At 71.8% G+C, this 23,965-nt stretch carries 23 protein-coding genes; 13 read left to right on the forward strand and 10 right to left on the reverse strand.

The window, feature by feature from the left end; translation table 11 throughout:
* Positions 1-20: 20 nt before the first annotated feature.
* Positions 21-1,958 (reverse strand): 1-deoxy-D-xylulose-5-phosphate synthase, encoded by a 1,938-nt coding sequence (gene dxs, locus ACFFXY_RS19930; RefSeq protein WP_382354582.1) that lies wholly within the window; start codon positions 1,956-1,958, stop codon positions 21-23.
* A 297-nt stretch (positions 1,959-2,255) separates the two neighbouring features.
* Between dxs and ACFFXY_RS19935 the strand changes: the two genes are divergently transcribed.
* The 6 genes from ACFFXY_RS19935 to ACFFXY_RS19960 all read left to right on the forward strand — a co-directional run bounded on the left by ACFFXY_RS19935 (position 2,256) and on the right by ACFFXY_RS19960 (position 9,453).
* Positions 2,256-3,155, forward strand: coding sequence for a hypothetical protein (locus ACFFXY_RS19935; RefSeq protein WP_382354585.1), 900 nt, complete (start codon positions 2,256-2,258; stop codon positions 3,153-3,155).
* 283 nt (positions 3,156-3,438) lie between these two features.
* Complete coding sequence (locus ACFFXY_RS19940) at positions 3,439-4,488, forward strand: quaternary amine ABC transporter ATP-binding protein (protein ID WP_382354588.1); 1,050 nt, start codon at positions 3,439-3,441, stop codon at positions 4,486-4,488.
* On the forward strand, positions 4,485-5,384 hold the full coding sequence (locus ACFFXY_RS19945; protein ID WP_382354591.1) for an ABC transporter permease: 900 nt from the start codon (positions 4,485-4,487) through the stop codon (positions 5,382-5,384). The genes ACFFXY_RS19940 and ACFFXY_RS19945 overlap by 4 nt, the downstream gene beginning before the upstream one ends.
* A gap of 64 nt (positions 5,385-5,448) precedes the next feature.
* A complete protein-coding gene (locus ACFFXY_RS19950) occupies positions 5,449-6,360 on the forward strand; it encodes a glycine betaine ABC transporter substrate-binding protein (RefSeq protein WP_382354594.1) in 912 nt (303 codons plus the stop codon).
* A 324-nt stretch (positions 6,361-6,684) separates the two neighbouring features.
* A complete protein-coding gene (locus ACFFXY_RS19955) occupies positions 6,685-8,016 on the forward strand; it encodes an alginate lyase family protein (RefSeq protein WP_382354597.1) in 1,332 nt (443 codons plus the stop codon).
* Positions 8,017-8,331: 315 nt separating this feature from the next.
* Positions 8,332-9,453: a DUF5685 family protein gene (locus ACFFXY_RS19960; protein ID WP_382355536.1), complete on the forward strand. Its 1,122-nt coding sequence runs from the start codon at positions 8,332-8,334 to the stop codon at positions 9,451-9,453.
* A 19-nt stretch (positions 9,454-9,472) separates the two neighbouring features.
* On the opposite strand, the gene ACFFXY_RS19965 is transcribed toward ACFFXY_RS19960, so the two are convergent.
* The 4 genes from ACFFXY_RS19965 to ACFFXY_RS19980 form a co-directional block, all read right to left on the reverse strand.
* Positions 9,473-10,180 (reverse strand): hypothetical protein, encoded by a 708-nt coding sequence (locus ACFFXY_RS19965; RefSeq protein WP_382354600.1) that lies wholly within the window; start codon positions 10,178-10,180, stop codon positions 9,473-9,475.
* A 64-nt stretch (positions 10,181-10,244) separates the two neighbouring features.
* The gene (locus tag ACFFXY_RS19970) at positions 10,245-11,417 is read right to left on the reverse strand and encodes a class I SAM-dependent RNA methyltransferase (RefSeq protein ID WP_382354603.1); all 1,173 of its coding nucleotides are present in this window, start codon (positions 11,415-11,417) and stop codon (positions 10,245-10,247) included.
* Positions 11,418-11,483: 66 nt separating this feature from the next.
* Entirely contained in the window at positions 11,484-13,457 is a 1,974-nt protein-coding gene (locus ACFFXY_RS19975; protein WP_382354606.1) for an amino acid permease, read from the reverse strand.
* Positions 13,458-13,585: 128 nt separating this feature from the next.
* The gene (locus tag ACFFXY_RS19980) at positions 13,586-14,617 is read right to left on the reverse strand and encodes a S66 peptidase family protein (RefSeq protein WP_382354609.1); all 1,032 of its coding nucleotides are present in this window, start codon (positions 14,615-14,617) and stop codon (positions 13,586-13,588) included.
* Between the two features lie 170 nt (positions 14,618-14,787).
* On the opposite strand from ACFFXY_RS19980, the gene ACFFXY_RS19985 reads away from it, so the two are divergent.
* The 3 genes from ACFFXY_RS19985 (at position 14,788) to ACFFXY_RS19995 (ending at position 17,358) form a co-directional block, all read left to right on the forward strand.
* Positions 14,788-15,453, forward strand: coding sequence for a potassium channel family protein (locus ACFFXY_RS19985; protein WP_382354612.1), 666 nt, complete (start codon positions 14,788-14,790; stop codon positions 15,451-15,453).
* Positions 15,453-16,121 (forward strand): potassium channel family protein, encoded by a 669-nt coding sequence (locus tag ACFFXY_RS19990; protein WP_382355538.1) that lies wholly within the window; start codon positions 15,453-15,455, stop codon positions 16,119-16,121. The genes ACFFXY_RS19985 and ACFFXY_RS19990 overlap by 1 nt, the downstream gene beginning before the upstream one ends.
* Before the next feature lie 118 nt (positions 16,122-16,239).
* Positions 16,240-17,358 (forward strand): lytic polysaccharide monooxygenase auxiliary activity family 9 protein, encoded by a 1,119-nt coding sequence (locus ACFFXY_RS19995; RefSeq protein WP_382354615.1) that lies wholly within the window; start codon positions 16,240-16,242, stop codon positions 17,356-17,358.
* A gap of 53 nt (positions 17,359-17,411) precedes the next feature.
* Here ACFFXY_RS19995 and ACFFXY_RS20000 read toward each other — a convergent pair whose 3' ends face one another.
* The 4 genes from ACFFXY_RS20000 to dut are packed head-to-tail and all read right to left on the reverse strand — an operon-like array spanning position 17,412 to position 19,752.
* Positions 17,412-18,134, reverse strand: a complete 723-nt coding sequence (locus ACFFXY_RS20000; RefSeq protein ID WP_382354618.1) for a DUF3159 domain-containing protein — start codon at positions 18,132-18,134, stop codon at positions 17,412-17,414.
* 31 nt (positions 18,135-18,165) lie between these two features.
* Positions 18,166-18,540, reverse strand: a complete 375-nt coding sequence (locus ACFFXY_RS20005) for an OB-fold nucleic acid binding domain-containing protein (RefSeq protein ID WP_382354621.1) — start codon at positions 18,538-18,540, stop codon at positions 18,166-18,168.
* On the reverse strand, positions 18,540-19,283 hold the full coding sequence (locus ACFFXY_RS20010; RefSeq protein ID WP_382354624.1) for a DUF3710 domain-containing protein: 744 nt from the start codon (positions 19,281-19,283) through the stop codon (positions 18,540-18,542). The genes ACFFXY_RS20005 and ACFFXY_RS20010 overlap by 1 nt, the downstream gene beginning before the upstream one ends.
* Positions 19,276-19,752 carry a dUTP diphosphatase gene (gene dut, locus ACFFXY_RS20015; protein WP_382354627.1) on the reverse strand — a complete coding sequence of 159 codons (477 nt, stop codon included), beginning with the start codon at positions 19,750-19,752 and terminating at the stop codon, positions 19,276-19,278. Before dut ends, ACFFXY_RS20010 begins: the two co-directional genes overlap by 8 nt.
* 66 nt (positions 19,753-19,818) lie before the next feature.
* On the opposite strand from dut, the gene ACFFXY_RS20020 reads away from it, so the two are divergent.
* Positions 19,819-20,295 (forward strand): DUF3093 domain-containing protein, encoded by a 477-nt coding sequence (locus ACFFXY_RS20020; RefSeq protein WP_382354630.1) that lies wholly within the window; start codon positions 19,819-19,821, stop codon positions 20,293-20,295.
* A gap of 91 nt (positions 20,296-20,386) precedes the next feature.
* Here the strand turns inward: ACFFXY_RS20020 and ACFFXY_RS20025 are convergent, their stop codons facing one another.
* Positions 20,387-20,683: a DUF4193 domain-containing protein gene (locus tag ACFFXY_RS20025; RefSeq protein WP_359947834.1), complete on the reverse strand. Its 297-nt coding sequence runs from the start codon at positions 20,681-20,683 to the stop codon at positions 20,387-20,389.
* A 351-nt stretch (positions 20,684-21,034) separates the two neighbouring features.
* Here ACFFXY_RS20025 and ACFFXY_RS20030 point away from each other — a divergent pair, with 351 nt between their 5' ends.
* From ACFFXY_RS20030 to ACFFXY_RS20040, 3 genes are all read left to right on the forward strand, one after another.
* On the forward strand, positions 21,035-21,547 hold the full coding sequence (locus ACFFXY_RS20030) for a LytR C-terminal domain-containing protein (protein ID WP_360055142.1): 513 nt from the start codon (positions 21,035-21,037) through the stop codon (positions 21,545-21,547).
* A gap of 143 nt (positions 21,548-21,690) precedes the next feature.
* Positions 21,691-23,343, forward strand: a complete 1,653-nt coding sequence (locus ACFFXY_RS20035) for an RNA polymerase sigma factor (RefSeq protein ID WP_382354633.1) — start codon at positions 21,691-21,693, stop codon at positions 23,341-23,343.
* A gap of 309 nt (positions 23,344-23,652) precedes the next feature.
* The gene (locus ACFFXY_RS20040; RefSeq protein ID WP_091053111.1) at positions 23,653-23,892 is read left to right on the forward strand and encodes a DUF7455 domain-containing protein; all 240 of its coding nucleotides are present in this window, start codon (positions 23,653-23,655) and stop codon (positions 23,890-23,892) included.
* The last annotated feature ends 73 nt before the right edge of the window (positions 23,893-23,965 follow it).

Here is a 23,965-nt window from a genome sequence, read left to right on the forward strand (position 1 = left end):
CCGCTTTCATGCCCGGGGCCCTAGTGGTGGTGGTGCGCGTCGGCCTCGCCGCGGCGGTGGACCTCGGCGGCCAGGCGCTCGGCGATGGCCGCGGGCGTCAGGCCCAGGTCTTCGAGGAGCTCGGCGCGGGAGCCGTGCGGGTGCCAGCCGCGCTCGACGGCGAAGTCCACCAGCGGAATCTCGTCGCCCGTCGCGGAGGCGTAGTCGCGCAGGGACTGGGCCAGCGCGTCGCCGAATCCGCCGGTGCGGATGCCGTCCTCGACGGTCGCCACGAGCGGGTACTGGCCCGCGAGCTTGACGAGCGCCTCCGGGACCGGGGAGATCCAGCGCGGGTCCACGACCGTGGCGCGGATGCCCTGGGCCGCGAGGAGGGCCGCGGCTTCGACGGCGGTGCCCGCGAGCGAGCCGCAGGCGACGAGGAGCAGCTCGTCGTCCTCGTGCTTGACGAGCAGGTCAAGTCCTTCGTGGACGTCGACGGCCGCGATGTCCTTCTCGGGCACGGCGCCGGTGGGCCAGCGCAGCATCGTGGGGCCGTCGTCCACGGTGAGGGCCTCGGCGAACTCCTCGCGGAGGGTGGCGGCGTCGCGCGGCGCGGCGATGCGCAGGCCGGGGACGACGCGGAAGATCGAGGTGTCCCAGATGCCGTAGTGGCTGGGCCCGTCGGGGCCGGTGATCCCGGCGCGGTCGAGGACGAACGTGACGGGCAGCTTGTGCATGGCGACGTCGAGGACGGTCTGGTCGAACGCGCGGTTCATGAACGTGGAGTACACGGCCACGACGGGGTGCATGCCGTTCATGGCCAGGCCCGCGGCGGAGGTGACGGCGTGCTGCTCGGCGATGCCGACGTCGAAGACGCGGTTCGGGTGCAGTTTCATGAGCTTGTCGACGCCGGTGGGGCCGGGCATGGCGGCGGTGATCGCGACGAGTTCGGGGCGCAGGTTGGCCTGGGCGACGAGTTCGTCGGCGAACACGCCGGTCCAGCGGCGCTTGGAGGAGCCGACGGGTTCGCCGGTGATGGGGTCGAACGCGGGCGGGGAGTGCATCTGCTCGGCCTCGTCGGCGCGGGCGGGGGCCCAGCCGCGGCCCTTCTCGGTGAGGGCGTGGACGATGACGGGGCCGCCGAAGCCCTTGGCGCGCTCCAGGGCGAGGGTGAGTTCGCCGAGGTCGTGGCCGTCGACGGGGCCGACGTACTTGATGCCGAGGTCGGAGAACATGCCTTGGGGGGCGAGGGCGTCCTTGAGGCCGGTCTTGGCGGCGTGGAGGCCCGCGTAGGCGGCGCGGCCGAAGACGGGGATGCGCTCGACGAGCTCTTGGATCTTGCGGAGCGCGGGCTCGTAGCCGGGGTTGAGGCGCAGGGCGGAGAGGCGCTTGGCGAGGCCGCCGACGGTGGGGGCGTAGGAGCGGCCGTTGTCGTTGACGACGATGACGAGCTTGAGGTCGTCGCGGGCGGCGATGTTGTTCAGGGCCTCCCAGCACATGCCGCCGGTGAGGGCGCCGTCGCCGACGAGGGCCACGACGTGGCGGTCGGAGCCGGAGAGCGCGTGGGCCTTGGCGAGGCCGTCGGCGTAGGAGAGGGAGGTGGAGGCGTGGGAGTTCTCGACGAGGTCGTGGGGGGACTCGGCCCGGCTGGGGTAGCCGGTGAGGCCGCCGCGCCCGCGCAGGCCGGTGAAGTCGCCGGCGCGGCCGGTGAGGGCCTTGTGGACGTACGACTGGTGGCCGGTGTCGAAGACGACCTGGTCGTGGGGGGAGTCGAAGACCCGGTGGATCGCCATGGTGAGCTCGACGACCCCGAGGTTCGGGCCGATGTGGCCGCCGGTCCTGGCGACCGCGTCGACGAGGAACCGGCGGAGCTCGTCGGCGAGCTCGGGGAGGTCGTCCTCGTCCAGCGACTTGAAATCGGCCAGTGCGCCGATGCTCGACAGCAGCGGGCCCATCTCGGGTTCGTCGTGCGGGTTCATAACGCGGAAGTCTATCCGCGGCGCCGCCCGGAGGGAACCTCCGCGAGGGCGGCTGGGACGTGTCTCATGGGCGTGCGGGGGCCGTGATCAGGGAGTCATTCCGGGGCCGGGGGGCGGTCACGGTCCACACGGGCGGCGGTCACGGCGGCACGTGTCCGGCCGGGTCGGCGGCGGGGCGCCGGAAATTCATCCGAAGGAGGGACACCGCGCCTGACTGTCGGAAAGCGGTCAGTCCCCGAAAGGGACACGCCGTGCGAATGTCCGGCCCCTCCGTGATCGAAATGTGATCATCCCAACATGGACCTCATCGACCTGCACCAGAACACGGAATGGCCCGCGCGCCTCGATCAGGTGTTGAGCTCCTCCCCGGTGGACTGGGGCGACCGGCGCGAGAGCGTGCGGGACGTCTCGCCGGGGCTGGCGCGGCTCCAGCGGATGTCCGCGGTGCCGCGGTTCGACCTCGACGCGGTGGACCCGGAGGTCTACGAGGGCATCCTCGTGGACGCGCTGGCGGCGGCGGCCCGCGGGGGCGCGGTGTACACGGAGCTGCGGCTGCCGCAGGAGTCGGTGGTGTACCCGCAGTTCATGGAGCGGTTCGAGGCGGCGCGGGAGCGGGTGGCGGAGGACTTCCCGGAGTTCGACGCGGGCGCCGTGCTGAGCATGAACCTGTGGGACCCGATGCTGCGGGAGCTGTGCGACGCGTTCGCTGACGCGGCGGCGGCGGGCCTGTCGGGGGTGGAGATCATCTACGTCCCGTATGCGGCGGAGGCGGACTGGACGCGGGGCCGGGTGGTGGCCGAGGCGGCGGGCGCGGCGGGGCTGGGCGTGACCGTGCCGGCGGGGGCGTTCAACGCCTCGAACCTGGCGTCGCTCGCGGAGATCGAGCAGATCGGGCGGATCGGGCACGCCGTGGGGGCGGCGACGGACCCGGGGGTGATGCGGCTGCTGGCGGAGCGGGGCGTGACGGTGGAGGTGTGCCTGACGTCGGCGGTGGTCCTGGGGATGGTGCCGGCGCTGGAGGCGCATCCGCTGCCGCGGTTCCTGGAGGCGGGGATCGCGGTGGTGCTGGGGACGGACTCGCCGATGCGGATGGGCACGAACATCGCCGGGGAGTACGAGAAGGCGCGGGGACTGGGGCTGAGCGACGCGGATCTGGCGGATCTGACGCTGCGCGCGAAGGCGTCGCGGCTGCCGTAGGGCCGCTGCGGGAGGTCACGGCCCGGCCTCGGCGGGGTCTCCGCACGGTCTCAATTCTGTCGAATGTCTGTTTGTAGACAATCGAACTGGAAACAATCATAAGCTGAATTTCACGACTTCTGCCAGCGGAAACACTGGAACGCAACGTCCCGTGTCGATCTTCTCACGCGATGCTCGGGGTTGAAAAACCACAGTTGTTGACTACTGTTCCAAGTGTTGCCGCCCCCGGAAGACGCCCCGCGCCGTGCCCCCTCCCCCAAAGGCCGGGCAGTGAAAGGAAGCAATGCCAGCGATCGAAGTGGAGTCCCTGTACAAGGTCTTCGGCAAAGGCGCGAAAGGCGCCGTGGCCCAGCTCAAGAGCGGTGTGCCCCGCGACGAGCTCGCCAAAGGCGTCACCGCCGCCGTCATCGACCACAACTGGTCCATCGAGCCCGGTGAGACCTTCGTGGTCATGGGCCTGTCCGGGTCCGGGAAGTCGACCCTCATCCGGATGCTCAACGGGCTCATCAGGCCCACCTCCGGGTCGGTCCGAATCGGCGGCGAGGAGCTGAGCACGCTCTCGCACCCGTCGCTGCGGCGCCTGCGCCGCGAGAAGGTCTCGATGGTGTTCCAGCACTTCGCCCTCCTCCCCCACCGCACCGTCGTCGAGAACGTCGCGTTCGGCCTGGAGATCAAGGGCGTCAACAAGACCGATCGCCTCGCGCGCGCCAGGGAGGCCGTGGAGCTCGTCGGCCTCGCGGGCGACGAGGACAAGCTCCCCGCGCAGCTCTCGGGCGGCATGAAGCAGCGCGTGGGCCTGGCCCGGGCGCTCGCGGCCGACACCGAGATCCTGCTCATGGACGAGGCGTTCAGCGCCCTCGACCCGCTCATCCGCCAGGAGATGCAGGACCAGCTCCTGGACCTCCAGGGGAAGCTCGGCAAGACCATCGTGTTCATCACCCACGACCTCAACGAGGCCATGCGGATCGGCGACCGGATCGCCATCTGCGACGGCCGCGTCAAGCAGCTCGGGACCGCCGAGGACATCCTCATGCACCCGGCCGACGAGTACGTCGCCGAGTTCACCGCCGACGTCGACCGCACCCGCGTGCTCACCGCCGAGGCGGTCATGGAGCCGTGCGGGACCCGCGACACCAGCGCGTTCCCGAAGGTCGAGTCCGGCGTGCCCGTGAACGAGCTGTACGAGCCGGTCCTCAACTCGAAGGCGCCGCTCCTGGTCGTCGACGACAACGCCGACCCGCTCGGCGTGGTCACGCCCCGGTCCATCATCAAGTCGCTCGCGCCCGACCCCGAGTCCGCGGGCCGCACCGAGCAGGAGGCCCAGCCCGCATGATCGAGTACCTCCGCAACTGGCTCTGGACCTACATCTGGAAGCCCCTGCCCGACATGCCGTTCGGCGACTGGATGGAGACGTTCATCCGCTGGGCCAGGGACGCGTGGGCCGCCGGGTTCGACGCCGTCGACACCGGCCTGGAGTTCCTGTACGTGCACCTCGCCGACGGCCTGCTGTGGCTCCCCTCGGGGGTCATGGTGCTGCTGTTCGCCGCGGCCGCGTGGGCCGCGAAGGGATGGAAGCTCGGCGTCGGCATCGGCCTGGGCATGTTCGTCGTCGCCTGGACCCCGTACTGGGAGCAGACGATGCAGACCCTGTCGATGGTCCTCGTCGCGGCCGTCATCGCGATCGTCCTGGCGATCCCGCTGGGCATCGCCGCCGCCGAGAACCGCACGTTCTCCGCGATCGCGCGGCCGGTCCTGGACTTCATGCAGACGCTGCCCGCGTTCGTGTACCTCATCCCCGTGGTGATGCTCTTCAGCGTCGGCGTCGTGCCCGGCATCATCGCCACCATCATCTTCGCGATGCCCCCCGGCGTGCGCCTCACCGAACTCGGCCTGCGCCAAGTGGACCGCGAGGTCGTCGAGGCCGGGCAGGCGTTCGGCGCCTCCCCCGCGCGCATCCTCGTCCGGATCAAGATGCCGCTCGCGCTGCCCACGATCATGGCCGGGCTCAACCAGGTCATCATGCTCGCACTGTCCATGGTGGTCATCGCTGGCCTCGTCGGCGGGGGCGGCCTCGGCGCCGTCATCTCCGGGTCCCTGGGCCGCCTCGACATCGCCGCCGGGTTCAACGCCGGGCTCGCCGTGGTCCTCCTCGCGATCCTCCTCGACCGCGTCACGCAGGGCCTGTCCGACCGCACCCCGGTGGCCCGCGCCGCCCGGCTCGCCCGCTAGCCGACCCCCGAAACCGAACGCCCCCAAAAGAAGGCGCGCGCCCGTGCGCCGGAAAGCAGGAGACATGCAACGACGTTCGATCATGAAGGGCGCCGTCGCCACCGGTGCGACCGCCTCGCTGGCCCTGGCCGGATGCTCCGTCGAGGAGGAGCCCGGCGACGCCGCCGCCGAAGGCGTCGACTTCGGCCTGCCCGAGGGCGAGGGCGAGATCGTCATCGCCTACATCAACTGGGACGAGGCCGTCGTCGCCACCGAGCTGTGGCGACAGGCCCTCGAATCCGCCGGGTACACCGTGAGCACCCAGGAGTTCACCGAGGTCGGGCCGCTCTTCGAGGGCCTGTCCTCCGGCGACCTCGACGTGTTCCTCGACGGCTGGCTGCCGATCACGCACGCCACCTACATGGACACCTACGGGGACCAGCTGGAGCAGCTCGGCACCTGGAACGAGAACGCCGCGCTCACCGTCGCCGTCCCCACCTATGTGGACGTGGACTCGCTGGAGGACCTCAACGCCAACGCGGACCTCTTCGGCGGCCGCATCGTCGGCATCGAGGCCAGCGCGGGCCTGACCGAGGCCGTGCAGAACAGCGCGATCCCGACGTACGGCATCACCGACCTGACGCTGGAGACCTCCTCCACGACGGCGATGCTCACCGAGCTCGACTCGGCGATCGCCGCCGAGGAGCCGATCGTGGTGACTTTGTGGCAGCCGCACTGGGCGTACGCGAAGTACGACCTGAAGAACCTCGCGGACCCGCAGACCACGCTCGGCGAGGCCGAGACCATCAACGTCCTGGCGCGCACCGGTTTCACCGAGGAGTTCGCCGACGTCGCGGACGCGCTGGGGACGTTCGCGATGAGCGACGACCAGCTCGCGGACCTGGAGAACCTGGTGTTCGCCGAGAACGGCGGCGACGTCCAGGCCGGGGTCACGGCGTGGCTCAAGGACAACGAGTTCAAGGACCTCATCGCCTAGGGGCGGACCGTACTCGCGCGCGGCGCCGCGGCTCCGGGGCATTGGGGGCCCCGCGGCAGGAACGAGGACTGAGCCGCCTCCACCGCGGTTCGCGCGCGTCGGCCGTACGCGGCCCGGCCGTCCGCCCCCACAGGCGGCGGCCCTCCGGTGCGGGACCGGCCGATCCCCGGTCCCGCACCGGAACAGTCCGGGAACGTTCGTTTGTATTGAAATATGTTGATGGGTCGGTTACGATGTGACTCGGCAACCGGTCTCCAGACCGGCGGCCGCAGGTTGGCGGTGGCATTCCCCGGCATCGCGCACCGCATGGCGCATAGGAGCACCATGTCGTTCCACAACCGTGACAAGTCCATCCGGCCCGACGACCCCGCCCCGGCGGGACCGGGCCTCGACCGGCGGCGCCTCATCAAGGGCGCCGTGGCCGCGGGCGGCCTCGCCGCCGCGGGAGCCGGCGGCCTCGGCCTGGCCGCCGCACAGGAGCCGTCCACTGAGGACGCCTCGACGGCCGACCTCTCCACCCTGGCGGTCCACCCGGGCCTGCTGCACACCCAGGCCGACTTCGACCGCATGAAGGCCAAGGTGAACGCGGGCCTGGACCCGTGGCACTCGGGCTGGAACAAGCTCATCGCCAACTCCCACGCGCAGAGCACGTGGACCGCGCGCCCCACCTCGGTCATCGTCCGCGGCGGCGACGGCCAGAACTACCCGCAGCTGTACAACGACATCGCCGCGGCGTACCAGAACGCGCTGCGGTGGCGGGTCGCCGGCACGACCGCCCACCGCGACAAGGCGATCGAGATCCTCAACGGCTGGTCGCACACGCTCACCTCCGTCACCGGCAACGCCGACCGGTTCCTGGCGGCGGGCATCTACGGGTACCAGCTGTGCTGCGCGGCCGACATCGTGCGCGGCCAGTCCGGGTTCGACCTGGGCGCGTTCCAGGACATGATGACGAGCATCTTCCTGCCGATGAACAACTCGTTCCTCACCAACCACAACGACGCGTGCATCACGAACTACTGGGCGAACTGGGACCTGTGCAACATGGCGTCCAAGCTCGCGATCGGCCTCATCTGCGACGACAACGCCATCCGGGACCAGGCGATCGACTACTTCTGGAACGGCGAGGGCAACGGCTCCATCGAGAACGCGATCCCGTTCGTGTACTCCGGCGGCCTCGCCCAGTGGCAGGAGTCCGGGCGCGACCAGGGCCACTCCATCATGGGCATCGGGCTCATGGCGACCTTCATGGAGATGGCCTGGAACCAGGGGATCGACCTCTACGGCGCCAACGGCAACGCGTTCGCCAAGGCCGCCGAGTACGTGGCGCGCTACAACCTCGGGAACACCGTGCCGTACACGACGTACAGCTGGGGCACCGGCCAGAACTGCGCCTACAGCGAGCAGACGGTCATCGGCTCCGGCGGGCGCGGGCAGGTGCGCCCGGTCTGGGAGATGGTCTTCCACCACTACACCGCCCGCAAGGGCTTCGCGATGCCCAACGTGGCGGACATGTGCGGCGCCAACAGCCCCGAAGGCGGCGGCGGCGACTACGGCACCACCTCCGGCGGCTTCGACACCCTCGGCTTCGGCACCCTCGCGCACGTGCGCCTGACATGGGCCGAGATGCCCACGAACCTGAAGCCCCTGGGCTAGCCCCGACGCGGCCGGGTGCCCCGCACCCGGCCGCACGGGACGCGCGGGCCCTTCGCGTCGCCGTGAGCCGGTAGCATCCCCGAGCAGGACCCGCCTCCAGCCGCCGGCCCCGCCGGTGTGCTGCCGACGAGGAGGGCCTGGCCTATGGGTCAGGGCGAGGCGGTATCCGAGTCCGTTCGTTCGCTCGCAAGGCGGAGGGGCCTCCCAATACCGGTGTTGTATTGGGAGGCCCCGACAACGCGGCGAGCGGGCGAACGGGCCGGATAACGTCCGTTCTGACCCATAGGCCAGGCCCTAGGAGACCCGTTGTTCGGCATGCTCGCCCCCTGCCCGTCCCGCACCCCCAACGACCTCAAACCCCGCTGGATGGGCCACTTCTGCGGCCTGTGCCTCGAACTGCGCGACGACGCCGGGCACCTCGCCCGCCTCACCACCAACTACGACGCGCTCGCGCTCTCGGTGCTCGTGGAGGCCCAGCAGGACATGGCCGACTCGCGCGACGCCGGGCCGTGCGCGCTGCGCGGCATGCGGCGGCAGACCGTCGCCACCGGCGACGGCCCCCGGCTCGCCGCGACCGCCTCACTGCTGCTCGCCTCCGCGAAGCTGCGCGACCACGTCGAGGACGGCGACGACATCGCTGCCCGCCCCGGCGCCCGCGGCCTCGCCGGGATGACCGCGGACCGGCTGCGCGCCAAGGCCGTCGGCCTCGGCGAGTCGATCGGGCTGGACGTGGAGCCGCTCGTCGCGGCCATCGCGGGCCAGCGCGGCGCCGAAGCCGCCTGCGGTCCCGGCACCGCGATCACCGCGGTCACGGCCCCGGCCGAGACGGCGACCGCCGAGCTGTTCGCGCACGCCGCGGTCCTGGGCGGCCGCCCGGGGAACGCCGGGGCGTTCCGGGCCGCGGGCGCGGCGTTCGGCCGCCTGGCGCACCTGCTCGACGCCGCCGAGGACTTCGAGGAGGACGCCGCGAAGGGCGCGTGGAACCCGCTGGCGGCCACCGGGGTCGGCGTCGAGGGCGCGCGGCCCCTGGTGCGCGGCGCGCTCGCCGACCTGCGGGCGGCGCTGGAGTCGGCGGCGCTCATCGACCCCACGATGACGGGCCTGCTGCTGGACCGGTATGCGCACCATGCGGTGTCGCGGACGTTCGGTTCGACCTGCGCGACCTATCCGGCCGCCGAGCGGCGCGAGTACCGGCGCTACCGGGAGCGCCGCCGCGACCGCCGCGACCGCCGCGACTCCTACGAGCACGACCGGTACCGGCCCGAGCCGCGCGGCTTCTTCGGGGGCCTGTGCGCGTTCACGGTGCTGTGCTGCACGTGCCAGATGTGCTGCCGGGAGCACTACGAGGGCCCGTGGTCCCGGAAGCGCCGCGAGGGGTGCTGCCGGGACGGGTGCGACTGCTGCGAGTGCGACTGCTGCCCGTGCGGATGCGACTGACGCAGGGCCGCAAGCGGGTTCAGCGCGGCGGCTGAGGCCAGTGGTGCTGGGAGCCCTGGCCCGGCTGCTGCGGGGGCTGGTAGCCGTACGGGGGCTGGGCGGCCGGGCCCGCGGGGTCGCGCCACTGCGGGGGCGGGGCCTGCGGGGCCGCGGGAGGCGGCGTGTCGGCGCCCTTGGGCCGGTTGCCGGGGCGGTCGGCCAGCCACGCGCGCACGGGCTTGGTGAACGCGAGCACCAGGATCAGCAGGGCGGCCGTGATCTGGAGGATCGCGAGCACCACCGTGAACGGGTTGAAGACCCGGAACAAGGCGATGAGCGCCAGTGCCCCGAGTCCGATATAGATCGGGAGACGCGGGTTGTCGGACCCGAAGCGGCCCAGGGCCTCTCGGGCGACGGCCCAGATGAGGACGAGGTTCACCGCGGCGGCGACCGCGCCGAGGGCGACGCTCAGCCCCACGGAACCCGTGAGACCGAGCAGGGTGGCGACCACCGTGGCGGCCAAGTGGACCCACAGGGTCTGGAGGATCACCGTGACCTGCCGGGGCCGGTCGTCGCTGGCGAGGACGCCCCAGCGCTGCCCCCAGGTGGGCGGCGGCGGCAGGACCGGCCCGGACGGCTGTCCGTACTGGACCTCCCCCGGGTCCTGCGGCCGGTACTGGAAGGCCGCGCCCCGCGGCGGGCGGCTCGGGTCGGGTGCGGGCCCGGAAGTAAAGGGAGAGTTGGTCATCGATCGGCTCCGAGGAGTGCTTTCCGTTGAGGCGACAGGCTACCCCACCACCCGATTATGCGCCTCAGTCGACCGGCTCGAAGAGGGCGACCGTCTCGAAGTGCTGGGTCATCGGGAACGCGTCGAACGCGCGCAGGCGCTTGAGCTCGTACCCCTCGATCGCCAGGTCGCTCGCGTCCCGCGCCAGCGCGCCCGCGTCGCACGCGACGTAGCAGATCGCGCGCGGCCGGGCCTCGCCGAGCGCCACGACGACCTCGGGCCCGGCCCCGGCGCGGGGCGGGTCGAGGACGACGAGGTCGACCGAGCCGAGGTCGGGGATGATCGCGGCGACGTCGCCGTCGAGGGCCCCGGCGTTCTTGAACGCGGCGAGGTTCGCGGCGGTGCGCGCGGCGGGCGCGTTCTCGACGGCGACGACGCGCCCGGTGTCCCCGACGGCGGGGGCGAGGCCGGTCGCGAAGAGCCCGGCGCCCGCGTACAGGTCCCACGCGGACTCGCCCTCGCGCGGCTGGAGGAAGTCGAGCGCGGTCTCCAGGAACGTGGGGGCGGCGGCGGGGTGGACCTGCCAGAACGCGTCGAAGCCGATCTCGAACACGGTGTCGCCGACGGTCTGGTGCAGGAGCCTGGGGCCGCTCTTGTGGTGGGGGCGGGCGGTGCGGCGCAGCTGCGTGTACACCGACAGCTCGTCGTCGTCGGCGTGGACGACGCCCACGGCGCCCATGCCGTCCCAGTTCCGGTCGAGGACGTCGGACTCGCGGATGCGCTCGGAGGCGATGCGGCACCAGTCGATGTGGACGAGGTCGTGGGACTTGTGCCGGCGCAGGCCGGGGCGGCCGTCCTCGTCGACGGCGTACTGCATGCGGGTGCGCCATTCGAGGGGCCCGCCGGGGAGGGCCTCGACCTCGACGCCGTCGAGGAGGGCCGGGTCGATGCCGCCGATGCGGGTGAGCTGGTCGAACAGGACCTTCGCCTTGAGGCGGCGCTGGGCCTCGGGGGCGGCGTGCTGGAAGTCGCAGCCGCCGCACTTGCCGGGCCCGGCCCACGGGCAGGGGGGCGTCACGCGGTCGGGGGAGGCGTCGAGGACCTCGACGGCGTCGGCGAACGCGAAGCGCTTCTTGCGGTCGGTGATCTCGATGCGGACGCGCTCGCCGGGGAGGGCGTGGCGCACGAAGTAGACCTCGCCGTCCACGCGGGCCACGCAGTGGCCTCCGGCCGCGACGTCTCCGACGGTGACGATCATGGTGTCCTTCTTCCCCCTGGGCCCGCGCCGGGCGCGGCGGGCCGCAGGCAAGGATACGGGACCGCGCTACTTGGGGATGCGGCGCAGCGGCGGCGGCTCGGTGCTGTCGCCGAGGATCCACGGGACGGTGCAGACCATGACGCCGGGCTCGTACTTGAGCTGGCGGTGGAGGGCCTTGGTGGTCTGGTTGTGGAGCAGGCTGGTCGACCAGTTGAAGTAGCCGCGGGACAGGCGGCCCTTCTGGGGGCCGAGGCCGACGACGTACTCGGGGAGGTAGACGGTGACGACGTCCCGGGGCGCGTCGCGGCGGCGGGCCTTGACGTAGTCGACGATCGGGCCGGTGATCTCGCGGTAGGGCGAGTCGAGGACGGTGAGGGGGACGCCGATGCGGCGGCGGTCCCACTCGGCGACGAGGCGGCGGGACGCGGCGGCGTCGACGTTGACGGTGAGCGCGGTGATGGTGTCGGGCCGCGGGGCCTTCGCGTACGAGAGCATCCGCATGAGCGGCAGGTTGACGCTGGAGGCGAGGACGATCGCGTGGCTGCGCGAGGGGAGCTGCGGCCTGCCCTTGGGGAGCTCGATCTCGCCGCGCACGGCCGCGTAGTGGGTGCTGATGGCGCGCATGAGGAGGTAGCAGCCGCCGATGATGAGCACGGCGATCCAGCCGCCGCGCCGGAACATCGTGAACGCGACGATGGCGAGGACGGCGGCGCACGCGAGGACCGCGGCGACGGCGGTGGCGCGGGCCCGGTGGGCGCGGGCGCGGCGGGCCGGGTCGCGCTCGACGTCGAGGACGCGCCGCCAGTGGCGCGACATCGCGGCGTGCGACAGGACCATCGAGAGGAACACGCCCACGACGTACAGGCCGATGAGCTCGTACGCGCCGCCGCCGTAGAGGACGACGAGGAGCGCGGCGGCGACGGCGAGGATGAGGATGCCGTTGGAGTACACGAGCCGGTCGCCGCGCTTGTGGAGCTGGCGGGGCAGGAGCGAGTCCTCGGCGAACACGGACGCGAGCTGCGGGAATCCCACGAACGCGGTGTTCGCGGCGAGGAGGAGGACCCCGGCGGTGGCGAGCATGACGGGCCACAGCGCGGCGGGCGAGGAGCCGAAGACGGTGTCGGCGAGCTGCGCGAGGAGCGGGTGCCGCAGGTCGGGGGCGCTCGCGGGGTTGGCGGAGGTCTGGGCGCCGGTGAGGAATGCGAGGACCACCGTGCCGATGAACAGGGCGACGGTGGCCGCGCCGACGGCGGTGATCGCGGCGGCGGCGTTGCGCCCGCGCGGGGGCCGGAAGAAGCGCACGCGGGTCGTGAACGTCTCGATGCCGGTGACGGCGACCGATCCGGCGGCGAAGGCCCTGGCGCACAGCAGGAACAGGGCCGCGGAGGTCCACTCCTGGGCGCCTTCGCGGGCGTCGTGCCCGGCCGAGGCGGCCGTCAGGTCCTCCCCCGCGGCCAGGCGCACGAGCCCGGTGAGGACGATCGCGGCGACTCCGGCGACGAACGCGACGGTGACGGCGGCGGCGACGCGCCCGGAGACGCGCAGGCCGCGGAGGTTGAACGCGGCCAGCAGCGCGATCGCGGCGGCGGCGAGCCATTCGCGCCAGGGGCGCAGGCCCGGCACGAGCGCGTCGACGGCGGCGACTGCCGCCGCGGTGGACACGGCGACGGTGAGGATGTAGTCGAGGACGAGCGCGGCGGCGGCGAGGCGGCCCGCGCCGGGCCCGAAGTTCGCGGTGACGACCCGGTAGTCCCCGCCGCCGCCCGGGTACGCCTGGACGGTGTACCGGTACGAGGCGATGACCGCGACCATGACCGCCGCGACGGCGAGCCCGGTCCACGGCGACAGCGCGTACGCGGCGGTCCCGGCGACGCCGAGGACGAGGAACACCTGCTCGGGGGCGTACGCGATCGAGGAGATGGGGTTGACCGCGAGCAGGGGGATGGCGTACCGCTTGGAGAGCACCAGGGACGATCCGCGCCCGGAGGCGAACGGCTCGCCCACCAGCAGCCGCTTGAGGACCGCCCACGACCTTGTCACGGCCGTAGCGTAGCGCCCCTCGGCACGGCACGGGGCCGCGAGATTCCCCGCGGCCCCACTGGTGCCCGCCGGTAGCGGGCGGCCCGGTCGTGAACGGCCGGATCGTGAACGGATCAGTCGTGAACGGATCAGTCGCGGACGGCCGCCTCGACGGTGAGCGTCCCGGCCGCGGTGTCCAGGACCGCGCCGGTCCCCAGGGGCACCACGCGCGGGTCGAGGTCGTGGCCGATCTTCAGGCCGCCGAGGACGGGCACGCCGAGGTCCCCGAGCTTGTCGAGCAGGACCTCGTTCATGGTCCACTCGCCGGGCTTGTACTCGTCGAGGGGGTGCGGCACGAACTGGCCGACCGCGATCCCCGCGAGGCCGTCGAAGTGCCCGGCCCGGATGATCCGGGTGAGCATGTTGTCGACCCGGTAGCGGGCCTCCTCGACCTCTTCGACCAGGAGGATCGCGCCGTCGAGGTCGGGCCAGTTGGACCGGTCCGGCTCGGCGGCCATGAGGGACAGGTTCCCGCCGAGGAGCTTCCCCGAGGCCGTCCCGGGGACCTCCACGCCCGCGGTGGACTCGGCGGGGTCGCGGGTGAGGACCACGGGGTCGGCGGTCATGATCGCGGCCTTGAGGGACGCGGCGGTCGCGTCCGTGTTGTTCGAGGACCAGGCCGTCATCGGCGAGTGGAGCGTGGGGATGCGGGTCTGGTCGGCGACGGCGAAGTGCAGCGCGGTGATGTCGGAGTAGCCGATGACGAGCTTCGGGTGGTCTTCGAGGGCCTCGACGTCGGCGTCGTCGATGATCCGGGTGGTCCCGTAGCCGCCGCGGACGGTCATGAGCGCCTTGGCCTCCGGGTGGGCGAGCGCGTAGTTGAGGTCGGCGAGCCGGTCCGCGTCGGGCGCCGACAGGTACCCGAACGTGTCGAGGGCGTGCTCGGTGAGCTCGACGCGCAGGCCCCAGGATTCGAGGATCGCGGTGCCGCGGGCGACGGCCGCGGCGGTGGAGGGCCCGCCGGGGGCCGGGACGACGACGAGGTCGCCGGGGACGAGCTTCTTCGGCTTGCGGCCGCGGCCCTTGGCGGCGGCGGGCGCGGCGGTCGCGGCGGCGGCGACGGCCCCGGCGGCGAGGCCGCCGATGAGGGCGCGGCGGGACAGGGACGGGCGACGTTCCATGATGGCTCCTTCTGCGGCAGAACACGTTCCATTACCTAGACGCTTTCTCGGGCCGGATGACGCAGCCCGGTGCGGCATATTTCGGGAACGTCCGGGCGGGACGCGAGCGGGGCGCGGCGACCGGGGGCGCGGTAAGGTCACTGCACGTCCGATCGAGGGGTGGGGTGCCGGTGCACGTGGTGATCATGGGGTGCGGGCGCGTCGGCTCGTCCCTGGCGCGGAGCCTGGTGGAGCGCGGGCACACGATCGGGATCATCGACCAGGACCCGAAGGCGTTCCGGCGCCTGGGCCCGGACTTCGACGAGACCACGGTGCGCGGCGTCGGGTTCGACCGGGAGGTCCTCGCGAAGGCCGGGATCGGGCGCGCGGACGCGTTCGTGTCGGTGTCCTCGGGCGACAACTCGAACATCATCGCCGCGCGGGTCGCGCGCGAGAACTACGGCGTCCCGAAGGTGATCGCGCGGATCTACGACCCTCAGCGCGCCACGGTCTACGAGCGCCTCGGCATCCCCACCGTGGCGACGGTCCGGTGGACCGCCGACCGGCTCCTGCGCCACCTGGTCCCGGACGGGCAGGAGGCGCTGTGGCGGGACCCGACGGCGACGCTGTCGATGGTCGAGGTCCTGTGCGACGAGGGCTGGTACGGGACGGCGCTGTCGGTCCTGGAGCAGGCCACGGGCCACCGGGTCGCGTACATCAACCGGTTCGGGCGGGCGGCGCTGCCGACCGCCTCGACCGTCCTCCAGGACGGCGACCAGGTGTTCATGCTCGTCGCCGACGGCGACGAGGCGGGGATCAAGCGGATCGCGGGCGCGGCCCCGCAGGGGGGTTCGTGATGCGGGTGGCGATCGCCGGGGCCGGGAACGTGGGCCGGTCCATCGCGTCGGAGCTGGTCGGCAACGGCCACCAGGTGCTCCTCATCGAGCGCGACCCCGACTCGATGCGGCCCGAGCGGGTCCCCGAGGCCGAGTGGCTCCTCGCGGACGCGTGCGAGCTGGAGAACCTGCGCCAGGCGCACCTGGAGCTGTGCGACGTGGCGGTCGCCGCGACCGGGGACGACAAGGTGAACCTGGTGGTGAGCCTGCTGTCGAAGACGGAGTTCGCGGTGCCGCGCGTGGTCGCGCGGGTGAACCGGGCCGAGAACGAGTGGCTGTTCAACGAGGAGTGGGGCGTGGACGTCTCGGTCTCCAAGCCCCGGCTCCTGGCCGCGCTCGTGGAGGAGGCCGTGAGCGTCGGGGACCTGGTGCGGCTCTTGACGTTCCGCCAGTCGCAGGCGAACCTGGTGGAGATCACGCTGCCGGTGGACGCCCCGCACGTGGGGCGGCGGGTGGCCGAGGTGCCGCTGCCGCACGACGTGGCGCTGGTGGCGGTCATCCGGGGCCGGCGGGTCATCGCGCCGACGCCCGACGACACGGTGGAGGCGGGCGACGAGCTCGTGTTCGTGTGCCACGAGGACGCCGAGGACGCGACGCGCGCGGTCATGCTCGGCAAGACCCGCCTCTGACCGGGGCGCGCTTTTCATCGGGCGAGGCGACGAAATTTCCCCTGGTGGGGTTTACATCCGCTCCGCGCTCACGTTACATTGAAAGTTCTCAATGTTCCTATATTTTGGGAGCGCTATCATGCTCAACTTCCGAAGACGAGGCCCGCACGGCACGCGGCTGCGGAGCCTCATCGTCCTCATCGCGGCGCTGTTCGCGGCCGGGACCGCCGCGGTCCTGTTCGTCCAGCCCGCCTCCAGCCACGGCACCGCCATCGGCCCCTCCTCGCGGCACTACAGCTGCTGGGAGCGGTGGGGCTCGGACTTCCAGAACCCCGACATGGCCCAGGAGGACCCGATGTGCTGGGCCGCCTGGCAGAACGACCCCAACGCCATGTGGAACTGGAACGGCCTCTACCGCGAGCAGGTCGGCGGCAACCACCAGGCGGCCCTGCCCGACAACCACCTCTGCTCCGGCGGCCTGACGGGCGGCACCCGGTACGCCCCCCTCGACGACCCCGGGCCCTGGAAGACCACCCAGGTGGACGCGAACTTCACGTTCACCAACTGGGACCAGGCCAACCACGGGGCCGACTACTACCGGATCTACGTGACCAAGCAGGGGTACGACGCCGAGACCGACGCGCTCGACTGGGCCGACCTGGAACTGCTGAAGGACACCGGGGACATCGACCCGGGCGTGGGCCGCACGCCGCCCTCCGGCGGCGGCACGCTCATCGACATCCCGGTCTCGGCGCCGAACCGCACCGGGCACCACGTGGTCTTCATGATCTGGCAGGCCAGCCACTTCGACCAGTCGTTCTACTCCTGCTCGGACGTGTGGTTCGGCGACGGCCAGCCCGAGGAGCCCACCGGCGGGCCCACCACGGGCGGGCCCACGGGCGGCCCGACCAGCGGTGAGCCGACGGAGGAGCCCACCACCGGCGGCCCGGCCGCCGGGTACGCGTGCTCGGCGACGGGCGCGGTCAACTCGTGGGGCTCCGGCGCCACCGTCAGCGTCAAGGTCAAGAACACCGGCACCCAGGCGATCCACAACTGGATGCTCCACTGGACCTGGCCGGCTTCGGGAGTGACCGTCAGCCAGATATGGAACGCCGAGCACTCCGTCATGGGCGGGGTGGAGATGGCGTCCCCGGTCTCCTGGAACGCCGCGGTCCCCGTGGGCGGCACCGTCGAGTTCGGGTTCAACGTCTCCGGTTCGCTCACGGGCGCACCGGTCTTCGAGTGCTTCCCGAGTTAGGCGCGGACGCGCAGCGGCCCGGAGCGGACGCTCCGGGCCGCTGCGCGCACGTCTCAGGCCGCGTTCGGGGACGCGGCGCCCGCCTCCTCGACGGCCTTCATGTGGCGGCGCACCGCCCAGATCGTGAACGCCGTCAGCGCGATCGTCACCGGCCAGCCGCCGAACAGCGTCACCAGACCAAGCGCGTTCTCCGCGTCGATCCAGTACAGCCAGATGCGGACCGCGTTCTTGGCGATGAAGACGATCCCCCACAGGATCGTGATCCGGCTCAGCACGTCCACGAGCGGCTTGTTCTGCCGCCACTCCTTCTTGCCGCCCTGCGCCACGACCGCGTAGATCCACCCGATCACCGGGTGGCGCACCAGCGCCGAGACGATGAGCAGGACCCCGTAGATCGCCCCCTGGATGATGCCGGGGAGGTAGAAGTCGCGCGCGTCGGTGGACCGCCAGGCCAGGAACGCACCGAGCGCGATCCCGAAGAGCCCGTTGAGCGCGTGGCGCACCGACTCCTTGCGGACCGCCCGCCAGGCCGCGATGCCCAGGGCGCTCGCGGCGGACAGGATGATCGCCCACTGGAGGCCCGACAGCGGCCCGATCCGGTCGGGCAGCAGCGGGTTGAGGACCACGAACAGGGTGATCGGGACGGCGGCCTCGACGACGCCCTTGACGCCGCCGAGCTGCTGGGAGAGCTGCTCGGTGAACGGCGGGAGCTCGTCCGGGTCGGCGCCGTCGCGGGACTCGGCGTCGGGTTCGCGGCTCGGCGTCTCGGTGCTCAATGCGGGCCTTCCAGTTCGGGACGGTCCGCGCTCAGGGGCGCAGCTCGTAGGACGGGTTGAAGATCGCGAGGCGACCGTCGCCCAGCCGGCCGACCCGTCCGCGTGCGACGAGCCTGGTCCCGGCCTCCAGGCCCACGATACGCCGTCGGCCCATCCAGACCAATGCGACCTGACCGGTGCCGTCGTACAGTTCCGCCTCCACGGACGGCGAGCGCCCGTCGGCGCGGTGCACGACGGCCCGCAGCCGCCCGGCCACGACGGCGAGCTGCCGCGCCTCCAGGTCCGCGAGCGGGACCGCGTCCGGGTCGGTCTCGCGGCGCACCTCGGCGGCGAACAGCTCCTGGTGCGGGACCGCCAGGCGCCGCAGCCAGGCGCGCAGGCCCGGGCGGGCGGGGGCGGCGTCCACTACCGCTTCGGGCGGGGCGAGGGCTTGCGGCGCACCTGCGGGCGCGGGGTGTCCCCGGCCGCGATGATCGCGCGGGAGCCGTCGCCGCCCTCGGCCTTGCGCTGGGCGATGCGGGCCGCGGCCTCCTCGGCCATCTTCGGCGGGAGCTTCAGCGGCAGCGGCTCGCGCACCGGCATGGCGATGCCGCCGCGGTCGATCACCAGGTTCGTGAGGGCCTCGTCCAGTTCGGGCGCGGCGTCCTCGTCGAGGGCGCGCTGCCCCTGGAACGTGGCCTGCACGAACCAGCGCGGGCCGTCGACGCCGCAGAAGCGCACCGAGTTGACGCCCTTCTTCGTGGCGACCTTCGCGATGAGCTCGGTGCCCCAGCGGCCCTCGACCTCCTCGGTCTCGCCGCCCTGGCCCTTGACGGTGGCCGCGAGCTCCTCGCGGATCTCCGGCCAGATGCCCTCCGAGCGGGGGGCGGCGCGCACGAGCAGCTGGAGCGCGGACGCGCCCGTCGTGAGCAGGACCTGGCTGATGTTGCCCTTGGCGTCGGTCTGGGCCTGGAAGCCCACGCCCTTGGGGACGGGCAGTCGGATCGCTCCCAGGTCGATGCGCCGGATGTCGTCCTCGGGGGCGTCGGCGGCGTCGTAGGGGCCCTCGGTGGCCTCACGCTCGTAGGTGTCGCCGCTCTCGGCCAGCGAGTCGAGGACCGCGCCCTCAGCGGGGCGCTGCTTCTTCGACCCCCGTCGCCGTTTAAACACGTTCGCTCTCCTCTGCAAGTCGGCGGTGCCCGCCGGTGGATCCGTGGCCGCCCGTGCCGCGCGCGGTGGGCGCGAACTCGTCGACTTCGGTGAAGCGGGCTCGCACCACCGGTTGGACAACCAATTGTGCGACACGGTCGCCGCGTTCGATGACGGCGGTCCGCTCGGGGTCGAGGTTCACGAGGTTGATCTTGATCTCACCGCGGTACCCGGAGTCGATCGTCCCGGGCGCGTTCACGATGGTGACGCCGAGGCGGTGCGCGAGCCCGGAGCGCGGGTTCGTGTAGCCGACGTGCCCCTCGGGGATCGCCACCGCGATCCCGGTGCCGACGAGCGCGCGCTGGCCCGGGGCGAGCGTGACCCCCTCGGCGGCGTACAGGTCGGCGCCCGCGTCGCCCGGGTGGGCGTAGGCGGGGACGGGCAGGTCGGGGTCGAGCCGCCGGACGGCGACCGGGACTTCCGCGGTCATCGGGTTCCTCTCACTCGCGCCGCACGCCGCGGCGGGAACCGGGGGTGCGGGGATATGGTCTCAGACATGAGGAGTGGGGAACGGTACGCCGAGCGCATGAGCCTCCCGGTGGCGGGCTGGCTCGCGGTGCTGGCGCTCGCGGTGGTCGCCGCGGCCCTGTCGAACATGGGCGACATGCGCTGGTGGCGCGTGGCCGCCAGCGCGGTGGTCCTGGTCGTGCCCCTGGTGGGGGCGTGGTGGCTGGGCCGGCTCCCGGTGCGGGTGGTCGAGGAGTCGGGCGAGGTGTGGCTGCACGTGGACGACGCGCGGCTGCCGATGTCGGCGGTCGCCTCGGTCGAGGTGCTGGAGCCGGTGGCGTACTCGGACGCGCTGGGCGTGGCCCAGCACCCGCTGGCGTTCGCGGTGCAGCGGCCGTGGCTGAACCGGGGGGTGCGGATCGTGCTCGACGACCCCGAGGACCCGACGCCGTACTGGATCGTGTCCTCGCGGCGCCCCGAGCGGCTGCGTGCGGCGATGCTGGCGCCGGAGCCCGCCGGAGTCTGAACGGCGGGTGAACGGGCCCCCGGGGGCAAGCGAGACGGCCCGCAGGGAGTTCCTACGAGCCGTGCGCTGTCCGAGGGGTCGCTTGCCGCGCCTACGCGCAGTCCTTGCAGATCGGCTGCCCGTTCTTCTCCTTGGCGTACTGGCTCCGGTGGTGGACCAGGAAGCAGGAGGAGCAGCGGAACTCGTCCTGCTGCATCGGCAGGACCTTGACGGAGAGCTCCTCGTCGCCGAGGTCGGCGCCGGGCAGCTCGAAGTTCTCGGCGACCTCGGCCTCGTCGACGTCCACCGAGCCCGATTGATCGGTGCGGCCCTTCGCGAGGGCTTCGATGCCGTCGGGTCCGGCGTTCTCTTCCTTGTCCCGGCGGGGGGCGTCGTAGTCGGTTGCCATCGTTTTCCACTCCCATTGGTTTTGCATTCGTGGCACCGGATCCGGGCTCGGGGTGCTGCCGTCGTGCTCGGGTGGCACGGCGGCTCGGCTCGGGTCCGGGCGGGTTCGGTTCCTCCGTGCAGGCGGCGTACCTTACCGCGTGCAGTCCATTCCTATACACGATGCCCCCCGCTTTTTCATCCCCGTTGTGGCGAGAAACACTTTCCTTACGAGGGCTGCGAGTGTACCGCCTCTCGCCCACGGAGACGACCCGCGCACGATAGCCTCTCCATGGCAACGTTTGCGGGACGTCGGATCGTCTAGGTGCCAGAAGATGAACTGCTGGGGTCAGAACACTCGGGGAGGCAAGCCGTGCGTATCGCTCGTATCCGCGCTTTGATCGTGCTGTGCGCATTGGCGCTGGTCGCTGGACTGGCGACGCTCTGGGCCATCAGGAACGACTCGCAGCTCTCCGCGAGCAGCGACTGCGAGCCGGGCGCCGTGGAGATCAAGACCGCCCCGATCCCCGACCCCTCCGAGATCGAGGTGGTCGTCCTCAACGGGACCGACCAGTCCGGCCTCGCCGAGCAGGCGGCCTCCCAGCTGGAGGACCGCGGCTTCGTCGTCGTGGACACCGGCGACGCCCCCGAGGCCTACGACGGCACCGCGCTGGTCCAGTACGGGCCCGAGCAGTACGCCGCCGGGCTGCACACGTACGCGTACTTCTACCAGGGGCGCGACGGGTTCGCGCTCGACTGGGACCAGCCGATCACGATCACCCTGGGGAGTGACTTCCGCGAGGTCAGGTCCGCGTCCGACGCACGGCAGTCGTTCGCGCAGAGCGGCGGCATCGAGGCACCCGAGGGCACCTGCACGGTAGAATAGGCCGCCGTCACCCCCGACGCCTCACTGAAAATGCGGAAACACAGCTCGAAACGGCATCACGGACGGGCCGCAGGCGATTTTCGGCGCTACAATTCACGCCTGCCCGGTCGTTGTGCCGACCTGGGCTGCCGACCCAATATCCAATGCTCACCCGCTATGGAGCCCGGCTGCGCCGTGCCCGCCATTGCCTCGGAAGGTTGCTCGTGACTGACGCACGTCCCACCGGCACAGACGTCAATTCCCTGACCGACTCGCTGCTCGCTCTGGCCCGAGAGAGCAACGGGCAGCTGACGTCCGCGACGGTCGCCCAGGTTCTGGAGTCGGCGTCGGCCTCCCCCGCCGAAGGCAAGAAGGTCCTCCGCGCGCTCGCCGAGGCCGACGTCACCGTGGTCGTGGACGGCTCCTCCTCCACGCGCAAGCGCGTCCCCGCCGCCCGCACCGCCACCTCCTCCCGGACCACGACGGCCAAGGCCGCCAAGAAGACCGCGGTGAAGAAGACGGCCGCGAAGAAGGCCGCCGCCGCCGAGACCGACGAGGCCGACGCCCCGGTCCGGAAGGCCGCGAAGAAGACCGCCGTCAAGAAGGCGGCCGCGAAGAAGACCGCGGCCAAGAAGGCCGTCGCGAAGAAGGCCGCCCCCGGCGAGGAGGAGCCCGACGAGGCCGACCTCGCCGCCGCGGCCGAGGACGACGACGCGCTGGCCGAGGCCGCCGCCGCGGCCCCCGCGAAGAAGGCGTCCCGCAAGAAGGCCGCCAAGAAGGCGACGTCCCGCAAGTCCAAGAAGGACGACGAGGACGACGACGAGGAAGACGGCTTCGAGTGGGACGAGGAAGACTCCGAAGCCCTCAAGCAGGCCCGCAAGGACGCCGAGATGACGGCCTCGGCCGACTCCGTCCGCGCCTACCTCAAGCAGATCGGCAAGGTCCCCCTCCTCAACGCGGCCCAGGAGGTCGAGCTCGCCAAGCGCATCGAGGCCGGCCTGTACGCCGTCGAGCGCATCAAGCAGCTCAAGGAGGCCGGCGGCGAGATCCCGACGCAGATGCGCCGCGACCTCGAATGGATCGTCCGCGACGGCGACCGCGCCAAGGACCACCTCCTGGAGGCGAACCTCCGCCTCGTCGTCTCCCTCGCGAAGCGCTACACCGGCCGCGGCATGGCGTTCCTGGACCTCATCCAGGAGGGCAACCTCGGCCTCATCCGCGCCGTCGAGAAGTTCGACTACACCAAGGGCTACAAGTTCTCCACGTACGCCACCTGGTGGATCCGCCAGGCGATCACCAGGGCCATGGCCGACCAGGCGCGGACCATCCGCATACCGGTCCACATGGTGGAGGTCATCAACAAGCTCGGCCGCATACAGCGCGAGCTGCTCCAGGACCTCGGCCGCGAGCCCAGCCCCGACGAGCTGGCGAAGGAAATGGACATCTCCCCGGAGAAGGTCCTGGAGATCCAACAGTACGCGCGCGAGCCCATCTCGCTGGACCAGACCATCGGCGACGAGGGCGACAGCCAGCTCGGCGACTTCATCGAGGACTCCGAGGCCATCGTGGCCGTCGACGCCGTCTCCTTCTCGCTCCTCCAGGGCCAGCTCCAGCAGGTGCTCCAGACCCTCTCCGAGCGCGAGGCGGGCGTCGTGCGCCTCCGCTTCGGCCTCACCGACGGCCAGCCGCGGACCCTGGACGAGATCGGCCAGGTCTACGGCGTCACGCGCGAGCGGATCCGCCAGATCGAGTCCAAGACGATGTCCAAATTGCGACACCCGTCCCGCTCCCAGGTGCTCCGCGACTACCTCGATTAGCGGGGTCCGGTTTCGCTGTCGGCATACACCGCAGCCGAACCGCTCGCCGCAGCAAGGCCGGGACCTGGTGTGTATCACCCGAAAGGGTGGGTACCTGAAAGACGCGCCGGGTTGTCGATCGCCGCTTCGTGGGCTACGGTGTGGAACAACTATCCCGACCGCAAGAGCGAGTGAGCCGAGTCTCAGTCGGAACTTGTCGGGAAGGGGTAGTACAGTGCAGGCGTTGAACGGAACGTGCCGGTCAACCGGCTGACAGAACACCCGCGTTGTGCAGATTGCACAACGACCGAACGCAGCGGAGGACCTGGTATGACATCCACCCTGACGCCCCCGCCCCAGACGGAGGAACGTCCGATCGCGGGCGAGCGCTGCGATCGGTGTAGCGCCGCGGCAAAGCTTCGCGTGACCCTGGCCGAAGGCGGCGACCTCGTCTTCTGCGGCCACCACGCGAACCAGTTCGCCGAGAAGCTCGTCCCGATCGCCATCGACTTCACCGCCGACCCCGAATTCGAGTGGCGCGGCACCGACCTCATGGCCTCGGAGAACTAGCCCGTACGACAAAGACTTCAAGGGCCCGAGCGGATCTCCGCTCGGGCCCTGCGTCGTCCCCGGGACTTACATC

Source organism: Glycomyces mayteni (genome assembly GCF_042428885.1).
In the GTDB taxonomy this organism is placed as follows: Bacteria; Actinomycetota; Actinomycetes; order Mycobacteriales; family Micromonosporaceae; genus Glycomyces; species Glycomyces mayteni.

Excerpts from the sequence above, each read along its gene's own strand:
- dxs (WP_382354582.1), bottom strand. The coding sequence starts at position 1,958 with ATGAACCCGCACGACGAACCCGAGATGGGCCCGCTGCTGTCGAGCATC.
- ACFFXY_RS19935 (WP_382354585.1), top strand. The coding sequence starts at position 2,256 with ATGGACCTCATCGACCTGCACCAGAACACGGAATGGCCCGCGCGCCTC.
- ACFFXY_RS19940 (WP_382354588.1), top strand. The coding sequence starts at position 3,439 with ATGCCAGCGATCGAAGTGGAGTCCCTGTACAAGGTCTTCGGCAAAGGC.
- ACFFXY_RS19945 (WP_382354591.1), top strand. The coding sequence starts at position 4,485 with ATGATCGAGTACCTCCGCAACTGGCTCTGGACCTACATCTGGAAGCCC.
- ACFFXY_RS19950 (WP_382354594.1), top strand. The coding sequence starts at position 5,449 with ATGCAACGACGTTCGATCATGAAGGGCGCCGTCGCCACCGGTGCGACC.
- ACFFXY_RS19955 (WP_382354597.1), top strand. The coding sequence starts at position 6,685 with ATGTCGTTCCACAACCGTGACAAGTCCATCCGGCCCGACGACCCCGCC.
- ACFFXY_RS19960 (WP_382355536.1), top strand. The coding sequence starts at position 8,332 with ATGCTCGCCCCCTGCCCGTCCCGCACCCCCAACGACCTCAAACCCCGC.
- ACFFXY_RS19965 (WP_382354600.1), bottom strand. The coding sequence starts at position 10,180 with ATGACCAACTCTCCCTTTACTTCCGGGCCCGCACCCGACCCGAGCCGC.
- ACFFXY_RS19970 (WP_382354603.1), bottom strand. The coding sequence starts at position 11,417 with ATGATCGTCACCGTCGGAGACGTCGCGGCCGGAGGCCACTGCGTGGCC.
- ACFFXY_RS19980 (WP_382354609.1), bottom strand. The coding sequence starts at position 14,617 with ATGGAACGTCGCCCGTCCCTGTCCCGCCGCGCCCTCATCGGCGGCCTC.
- ACFFXY_RS19990 (WP_382355538.1), top strand. The coding sequence starts at position 15,453 with ATGCGGGTGGCGATCGCCGGGGCCGGGAACGTGGGCCGGTCCATCGCG.
- ACFFXY_RS19995 (WP_382354615.1), top strand. The coding sequence starts at position 16,240 with ATGCTCAACTTCCGAAGACGAGGCCCGCACGGCACGCGGCTGCGGAGC.
- dut (WP_382354627.1), bottom strand. The coding sequence starts at position 19,752 with ATGACCGCGGAAGTCCCGGTCGCCGTCCGGCGGCTCGACCCCGACCTG.
- ACFFXY_RS20020 (WP_382354630.1), top strand. The coding sequence starts at position 19,819 with ATGAGGAGTGGGGAACGGTACGCCGAGCGCATGAGCCTCCCGGTGGCG.
- ACFFXY_RS20025 (WP_359947834.1), bottom strand. The coding sequence starts at position 20,683 with ATGGCAACCGACTACGACGCCCCCCGCCGGGACAAGGAAGAGAACGCC.
- ACFFXY_RS20035 (WP_382354633.1), top strand. The coding sequence starts at position 21,691 with ATGCTCACCCGCTATGGAGCCCGGCTGCGCCGTGCCCGCCATTGCCTC.
- ACFFXY_RS20040 (WP_091053111.1), top strand. The coding sequence starts at position 23,653 with ATGACATCCACCCTGACGCCCCCGCCCCAGACGGAGGAACGTCCGATC.